General features: G+C 60.5%; 7 protein-coding genes and 1 pseudogene. 4 read left to right on the forward strand and 4 right to left on the reverse strand.

The window, feature by feature from the left end; all coding sequences use genetic code 11:
- The 3 genes and pseudogenes from AB4Y73_RS20145 to AB4Y73_RS20155 form a co-directional block, all read left to right on the forward strand.
- Positions 1-194, forward strand: a pseudogene (locus tag AB4Y73_RS20145) (aspartate aminotransferase family protein); the annotation flags it as partial.
- A gap of 546 nt (positions 195-740) precedes the next feature.
- Entirely contained in the window at positions 741-1,859 is a 1,119-nt protein-coding gene (locus tag AB4Y73_RS20150; protein ID WP_441874424.1) for an MFS transporter, read from the forward strand.
- A gap of 1,162 nt (positions 1,860-3,021) precedes the next feature.
- Positions 3,022-3,795: a hypothetical protein gene (locus AB4Y73_RS20155; protein WP_441874426.1), complete on the forward strand. Its 774-nt coding sequence runs from the start codon at positions 3,022-3,024 to the stop codon at positions 3,793-3,795.
- A 235-nt stretch (positions 3,796-4,030) separates the two neighbouring features.
- Here the strand turns inward: AB4Y73_RS20155 and AB4Y73_RS20160 are convergent, their stop codons facing one another.
- The 3 genes from AB4Y73_RS20160 to AB4Y73_RS20170 form a co-directional block, all read right to left on the reverse strand.
- Entirely contained in the window at positions 4,031-4,597 is a 567-nt protein-coding gene (locus tag AB4Y73_RS20160) for a recombinase family protein (RefSeq protein ID WP_441874428.1), read from the reverse strand.
- Between the two features lie 191 nt (positions 4,598-4,788).
- A complete protein-coding gene (locus AB4Y73_RS20165; RefSeq protein WP_441874430.1) occupies positions 4,789-5,505 on the reverse strand; it encodes a hypothetical protein in 717 nt (238 codons plus the stop codon).
- A gap of 159 nt (positions 5,506-5,664) precedes the next feature.
- Entirely contained in the window at positions 5,665-6,021 is a 357-nt protein-coding gene (locus AB4Y73_RS20170) for a hypothetical protein (RefSeq protein WP_441874432.1), read from the reverse strand.
- A gap of 444 nt (positions 6,022-6,465) precedes the next feature.
- On the opposite strand from AB4Y73_RS20170, the gene AB4Y73_RS20175 reads away from it, so the two are divergent.
- Positions 6,466-6,768, forward strand: a complete 303-nt coding sequence (locus AB4Y73_RS20175) for a DUF4193 domain-containing protein (RefSeq protein ID WP_441874434.1) — start codon at positions 6,466-6,468, stop codon at positions 6,766-6,768.
- Positions 6,769-6,947: 179 nt separating this feature from the next.
- On the opposite strand, the gene AB4Y73_RS20180 is transcribed toward AB4Y73_RS20175, so the two are convergent.
- The gene (locus tag AB4Y73_RS20180) at positions 6,948-7,265 is read right to left on the reverse strand and encodes a hypothetical protein (protein ID WP_441874436.1); all 318 of its coding nucleotides are present in this window, start codon (positions 7,263-7,265) and stop codon (positions 6,948-6,950) included.
- Positions 7,266-7,578 lie beyond the last annotated feature (313 nt).

Consider the following 7,578-nt stretch of genomic DNA (forward strand, 5'->3'; position numbering starts at 1 on the left):
CCACGGCAGCAGCGGTCCAGCAGGCCACCACCGCCGAGGGCCTGCTCACCCTCACCTGCGGCCCCGCCGGAAACGTCGTCCGCCTCATCCCCGCCCTCGTGGTCACGGCCGAAGAAATCACCACCGGCCTCGAACGCTTCGAAAACGCCATCGCCACCGTAACCGCAGCCGCTCCTGTTTTGGCAGGAACGTAGGCTTTGCAAGGTCTCCAGCACCGGCCGTGATGCAGACCCCCGACGGGTGTGGATCAAGCAACGCCAGTCAGGTACTACATATAGCGAATTGCGCCGCCGCCCGCTCAGTTACCGCCTGTCATCAACGGGTGTCTGGAGTACCTTTCGGTCTCCCAAGATGGCAGGTCGACCTGACAGCATGGATTAAGGCGGCCACGGCGTGGCCAGCGACTGCTGGATTCCCGGCAAAGCAGGCACAGGCTCACGAACCGCTAGCTTGCCGTAGCTAGGAGCCCATCACTCAAGGGTTTCCGGTTCTCGCTGTCTTTTCGATCCATTTACCGGAAGCTCTTCATGGGGGTTCGACTTCGTTGCCCGATCTATTCGCTTGTTGAAACCTTAAGCGGAGAGTTAAGCGCTGAAACATAGGCCTGCCCCACCGTGTCCCGGAGGCTTTCAGGCCCGTGAGCTGCACTGCGCCGGACGTTTGTGCTTCTCCAGAATCTTGGGCAGTGAGCACCGATGGCCGGGGTGGAGCCCAAATCTTCCATCTGAAAGGGCCTACTGATGGTGTTCAGAAGCGGTACGGGCACCGGTCGGCCGCAGTCACCAGGTGTCATCAATTTGGCGGGAGCCTCTGGTGGCGCATTTGCAAGCTTCTATTGCTTCTACTCCGGCGCGCCGCTCATCTACACTACCGCCCAGGCCCCTGCAGGGGTAGTAGTGGGAGTACTGATGGTGGTTGTGGTCCTCATCCAGCCTTTTGTCCTGGCAGTAGGCCCTTGGACGCGGAACCGTGCCCGGGTGGTCAGGATGGCATTGCTGGCCATTGCCGCCGGACTGGCCGCGTTGCCCTTCGGAATCCTCTGGCCAGGCTTAATCATCCTAGGGGTCGGGTTTGGGGTGTTCGTGGTAACCGCCACAGCATGGGCCAAGGAGCTCGCCGCGCCCGAGAATGTGGGCTGGGCATTAGGCGTCTACGGCTTCGGTTCAGCAATCGGCGGTGCTGTCGGAGCGCCCGTCGGGCTCCTCCTGGCCGCGCGCTTCGGTGCATCGGGCGTGGTCCTAGGCGGAACAGTGTTCGCTCTCCTGGCAGTCCTGCCCGTGTTGGCTGTGGCCAAGAACATCGCCGACAAGGGGGCGGCGCACCTCGCAAGGTTGAATTCTCCGGCATCTCCGATCACCGACGGTATAGCCTCGGGTGTTGGTCTCTCGAACGTGGCGGGCGTCCTCGTGGTGCTGGCGACCCTGGCAGCCCACCTGCTGGCTGTCGTTCTATATGCCGCGGTGCTCTCCTCGGCGGCGTCCCTGGTCACGGAGACGACTGCTATCGCTGCTGTGTTGGCGGTTTTTGCCACTCAGAGCACTGTCGCGCTCGGACGCCTGGCCAGTGGAGCGTTGTGCGATCACTCGTCAGCTGTCGGCACCGCCGCCAGCGCCGCCGTTCTGTTGGTGATTTCCGTCGCCTGCTTCACAGTCCCCGCTTCAACCCCGCTGGTAAAGATTGGAGCCAGCGCCGCGGTTGGCGCTGGGGCCGGCATGATGCAAACTGCCGCATTGACACTGATGATGCGACGTGCGCAAACGCCGGCTCGGACAGAGCAAGCAAGTGCCGCCTGGAATATCGCTTTCGACCTCGGACTGGGCGCGGGTGCAGTCCTCGCCAGTATCATGGCCCTTGCCTGATCGCCTCGAGGACACTCCAGGCGGCAGAACCATCGTCAATTCCTTGCCGCCCACCGATCTTCCGACCTCCGGAGTCCGCTGCCGAAAGCCACGACCCACGGCTGTCCGGCGTGAACACCATAAGCTCCTTACATGCGTGCTGACGCACATACCCGATCCGCTTTCCCCCTGGCGCCTCCAATCCTGACTCCGGTTGAGTTCTAGGCTCGCGCTAAGAGGAAGAAATATGCAGCTACCTCGAAATCGGAAACATGCTCTGCTGGCCACTTTAAGGCCGCTCCCCTGATGTCTTTTTCATGCGCCGATAATGAAGATTCTGTAAGGCTAGGGGGTGGGGGACGTTAGAGCTTATTGTCAGAAACCGATGCTGGGAGTGTCACTCTCATGATCAGGGTCATGTCACCAGACAACACATGAAAGATTTGTCGGGCACGCCCATGTGGAAACCGTGCAGAACGTCCGTACGCTACGGCATTTTTTGCGGTAGTACCCAGAGCCACAAACCGGACTCGGCCGGGCGCTGAAGCGCGTACGCAAAAAACTTGACACTGTCCAGTATGGTCAATGATCAAGGAAGCAGCGCTTTCTTCCAGCCCAGAATCTGGTTTCTGCAGCAATCAAGAACCGGAGTTGCGGGCCGAGGACGCCCTATGGGGCTGAATCTGCTTCGCAATCGTCGCCCGCACCCTCGACTTGCAGGAGACACGGAGGTTGCAGGAATATCGGTCACAGCCCAACCAAAACGGCTGCTTGCCGCCGGGTCTCTGCAAACGCGGTTAGAACACCGCTGGTGATCTGCGTACGCAGTAAGTTTGGAGCGACTGCTAACGTGAGAATTAGGATATTTCCAATTTGCTCTGTTGCGCGTAACCAAAAGCCTATTGACCCTCTTGATTCTTATGGGATTCTGAAAGTAGACACATACCGCGTCATGGCGGCCGCTGAAGTAGTCAACGGCACACCGGCATACTGCCTGAACAACCTTCGAACCTCTGCAACCGCAGGGGTTTTTCTCTTTTAAGTGCCGAACGGAGCCAACCTCTTCACCCCAAGCCTCAAAAGAAGTCACCCCTCGAAGGACCGTCTCCTGGACGGTCCTTTTCTTTTGCGCTTAATCCAAAATTCCGGGCGTCGCAGACTCCCTCAGACACAGGAGGTAATCATGAAATCACACCCATATGCACGCTTCATCAACTGGACCGCGGCAACTTACATCGAGGAGCGCCGACCGGGCACCGGGCAGTCCCAGGCGACTGTCACCTGGCTGAGGGCCTATGGCATTACAGCAGCAAGGGTCGACGCCTTGATGCGGCTTAACCTTGAGCACTCCGCCACGATGCCCAACGCGTTGGTCATGGACATTCTGGAGCTCAGCAACTCAAAGGTGCGCCAAACGCTGAAGGACGAATATCTTCTCGACGCACTGCTCCACACGTGGGGTGCCCTGGCCGATGTCTACGGCAGGGCAGCTACCCCGGCCGATCGAGAAGTGGCCAGACTACTGTTCCTGGACGAAGCCGGCCACGCGCTGATCATGGCACAAGGCATGGGATACCCCGGAGCAGAGACACTACTCAGGATGTACTGGCTCGAGACCGAACTGCTGGACCTCTCCCAGATCCACAAAGGCACACCGGGATTCAAAAATGTCGGCAAACGCCTTGACTACATCACGCGGCAGAGAAAAGAGCTTCCAAAGCGGCCAACTCATGTGCAGGCCCCACAACAGCAACAAGGTACAAAGCCTACTTCAGGGCAAAGGAAGACCCAGACCCCTTCGGCAAACCGGCGCCCAGGCACATCCACTCCTACCCAGGACCCGGATCGACTCCCCCCTTTGCCGACCAGCGGTCGACATTGGCGTGACCCCTCCGAAAACCTGAACGATGGATTGTACGGAAACTGGCGCGACCATTGGGACAACACGTTGCCATAACGGTCAGAACCATGTGACTCCAACACCCGCCGGTCGGCCGGGAGGGTTTAACGACGCCTACGTCACGCCGTTCGCATGCTGACACCGTCACTGACATCGGTCAGGCGATGCCGGCGCCGGTCGAAGGCCCTGGAATTGGCGAAACTCCGGCCAAATAGCGTTGGCCGAAGTTCCATGAACAACCCTGCAGGGTAAACCTTGGGGTTGTCTGGGAATGCGGGGGAGGGGAGTGGGCCTACTTCAACGCCGCTTGGCGGAGGTACTGGTAGACCGTTTCCCTGCTGATTCCGTAGTCGCGGGCAAGGACGACTTTCGGGATGCCGCTGCCGGCGCGCTGGACCAGCTCGGCCGCACGCGCGGGTGTCAAGGTCTTTTTCCGCCCCTTATATGCGCCGCGCTGTTTGGCCATGGCGATGCCCTCGCGTTGGCGTTCCCTGATCAGGGACCGCTCAAATTCAGCGAAGGCACCCATAACCGACAGCATGAGATTGGCCATTGGCGAGTCCTCGCCGGTGAAGACGAGCTGCTCCTTGAGGAACTCCACACGCACCCCGCGTCGGGTGAGCCCCTGGACCAGGGCACGCAGGTCATCGAGGTTGCGGGCGAGCCGGTCCATGCTGTGCACGACCACGGTGTCGCCGTCCCTTGCGAAGCGAAGCATCTCGGCGAGCTGTGGTCTAGCAGTGTCCCTGCCGGAGGCCTTGTCGGTAAACGCGCGGTCAAGCACCTGGCCTTCGAGCTGGCGTCTTTCATTCTGGTCCAGTGTGCTGACCCGAACATACCCGATTCGCTGGCCTCCCATGGCTGCCTCCAACTCTCTCTCTGGAATCGAGTCTCAAGGTCCGCTGGACGCAGGTCAAGGCCGCGCGAGGTGAAACGCATCGTCCTGCGCTCATCACTAGTCCCGTGGATTTGGGGATTGGCCATTGGAGCACATGACACAATTCCCAGGCAGTTTTTCAGGTTAGGGCGACCACAGCCCTGGAACCTGCGTCACCTGGTCATCGAGCCCATGAAATTGCTGTTCTTCTTTTGCTCAACCCGTGTGAGGAAACCGAACTTGCGGTAGAGCGAGACGACCAAATCACTCTGGTCGTTGCACTTATCCATAAGCCGCACCATTTTCACTGCGTCGGAGCGCCGCACTTCGGACACTCTGAAGGAAGCGGAGGCCGTGGTCGACGACGGCCCGAGGGCCTGCACCCGAAATGTGAACGTCTGGTCTGGTAGTTCTTGCCGGAGCCGCTGACTAATGTCTGGCACGCGGCTCAGGAGAGCACGGAACGACGAGGCTTCCTCATTCCGCCCTTCAAGGCCCTCACCTTGGGTCCGCACGGCTAACTCAACGATGACGGAGGGCCGGTAGGGATCGAGTACCCGTTGTTCCCACATCCCTGCAAGCTGTCGCCACCTGTCTCGAATTTTGGCCACTCTAGCCAATACGGCTGACGCTGCACCCGCTAGGAACTCCCAGTGATCCTGCACCCATAGCAAGGCCTCTAAAAAGGCTGGACCACCGGAAGTGGCACCGCGGCCTGCATAGAAGCAACGACGGCAGGAGAAGCCGCTTTCCGTCAAGTATGTCTCGATGAGGTCCATCACACGGTCGCCGACCGCTTTCCCGTCATAAACAGCGGGTCCTTGGAAGAATGCCGTGAAATCGATGCCGACAAAGTCGGGGAGAGCTTTGGGATCTAGAGGGACCATCATGAGACGACTATAAAGCCGTGCAACAGGTTAAGCCCGGAATGATGCGCCTGGTGAGAAGTGCAGAGTGCCGCTTTACGTAACGTCAACTATCGGCTTACAGGAAACCAGTCACTGACTCTGGTAGTGACAGAGTTCTGGTGTTTTGAACCGCTTGAGCAGTCAGCTTGGCTGGGGATCAGCCGTCGGCGCCGCGGGTTCGCTGTCTTCGGCGAATTCGGTCGGGCTCGATGCCAGTTCGCCTGCCGCCGCCATGATCTTTTCAGCCGGGACCCCGGCGGCCAGTGCGGCAGCAATCTCCGTTTCGCACGCGGCTTTTGCCTGGTCAAGGGCCCATTCAGCGGCCTCGAGCTCGCCGACCCGGGCGGTCACCTCGGCCAACAGCATCTCGTGCATGGCTACGAGGTCAGCGGCAGCCTTTTCGGACACGGGTGGCGCCGGTTTACGTCCGTCCTGGAGAGCCCAATCGACCTGGGCAACGGACAGGGGTGGGGTGTTTGAATCGGTGAACGGTTCCACGGGGCGGCCTTCTACGACTGGCGAAGCAATACTCCCGGTCGCTGAGCGGAATAAGGCCTCTGAGGACCACCAGACCGGAGAAGTCTGTCTGCTAAGTCAGAGACTACACAGCAGCCTCCGGGATATGAAGCGTCCCGGGCAACACGCCTCGCGGACCGCCCGCCCGATCGCCCGGCAGTGGGTCCTGAGTTCTTGGAGGCAGTCGTCCGAACGCTAGCCGATGCAGCCGTTACGAGCCCCGGCTTTCCGTAAACGGCGGCTATCGGCAGTCATCGCCCGTGGCCGTGGCATCGGATGAGGCGGGGAATGCCCCGGCGTGGTCCGCGTCCTTGCACGGTCATGACGTCCTCGGGTCCCTTGACATGGGAACAACAGTGCATTGGTGTACGTTGCAGTCTCGTCAGATAGAACACGCAGATATCGTCAGAAATGAGAAGCACCTAAGTGGCAACCGATTACGACGAAGTCCGTTCCGACGTCAAGGAATCCCAGGACCGTTCCCTGGAGGCTTTGCAGTCTGCGAATGCCCCGGATGCCCGCAGTGTCGTCACTGAACTGGATGAAGCCGATGCGCTCGATGAGGGCCTGACACCCGGGGGAGAGATTGTCTCCGAGGAGCTCATCGTTCAGGTCATTCCCCAGGCAGCGGACGAGTTCACCTGCTATTCGTGTTTCCTCGTCCGGCACCGGTCTCAGCTTGCACGCGAAAGCAATGGCCACTCGTACTGCATCGAGTGCGAAGGCTAGGCAATCTTCGCCCGGACCCCATATCCGACATCAAACCAGCAAGGTGGCGTTTGCCTCAGTTGGGGGGCGTGGAGGCCCGGACATCGCGGGGAGGGGCGCCTTCCGGGGCTGTTTCGATGATCAGGGCGGCCATTCGTCGGGGACTTTTCGACTGCGATGCGGCGAGGGTGTAGTGCGGTTCAGGCTGCCTGGGTAGCCAGGGGCGCGGTGGTGTCAGGGGTGAGGATGCTCAGCCTGTAGTCGGCTTGGAGCGGATCGACGCGGGCCGGCAGGTGGTGGGACTTCGAGCAGGCCCGGAGTTCTTCCAGCGCGTCGGGCTCGATCCGGGCCCGGGTCATGTCAAGCTCCAGGGCCATGCCCGCGGTGAGCGAGTTGGCGCGCTTCATGACGTCGTACAGGCCGTGCACGCTTGTGGATGTCACGTGGCCTTGGGCGGCAACCTGGGCCTTTGCGCAGTCGATGTCCACCCGGACCAGGACTCGAAGCTTGTCTGTCACGAAAATTTCTCCGCTCTAAGTCGGGGGCCACGACGCTGTGGCGCCCCGGACAACCATAGACCAAATGTGATCCAGACAACACACATGACGGCCGCGGACTTCTTGGCCAACCAGGGCCTGGCCGGGGCGGCAAAAGCCCGGGACGGAGGCACCTTCCCCACCCTAACTGGATAAGCGGGTTATCGGTTTGGGGCGTATTCCCTGGCTTGGGGAACTGTGCTTCTGTCCGGAGCTTCTGTCGCGGAGCCTCCCGCGGTCAGGGCGTCTTGCCGGCTCGCTCCTGGGCGAAGTGGGGGTTCTTGCCAACGACGTA

It is taken from the genome of Pseudarthrobacter sp. TAF60_1 (assembly GCF_052113505.1).
Classification (GTDB): Bacteria; Actinomycetota; Actinomycetes; order Actinomycetales; family Micrococcaceae; genus Arthrobacter.

Excerpts from the sequence above, each read along its gene's own strand:
- AB4Y73_RS20150 (WP_441874424.1), top strand. The coding sequence starts at position 741 with ATGGTGTTCAGAAGCGGTACGGGCACCGGTCGGCCGCAGTCACCAGGT.
- AB4Y73_RS20155 (WP_441874426.1), top strand. The coding sequence starts at position 3,022 with ATGAAATCACACCCATATGCACGCTTCATCAACTGGACCGCGGCAACT.
- AB4Y73_RS20160 (WP_441874428.1), bottom strand. The coding sequence starts at position 4,597 with ATGGGAGGCCAGCGAATCGGGTATGTTCGGGTCAGCACACTGGACCAG.
- AB4Y73_RS20165 (WP_441874430.1), bottom strand. The coding sequence starts at position 5,505 with ATGATGGTCCCTCTAGATCCCAAAGCTCTCCCCGACTTTGTCGGCATC.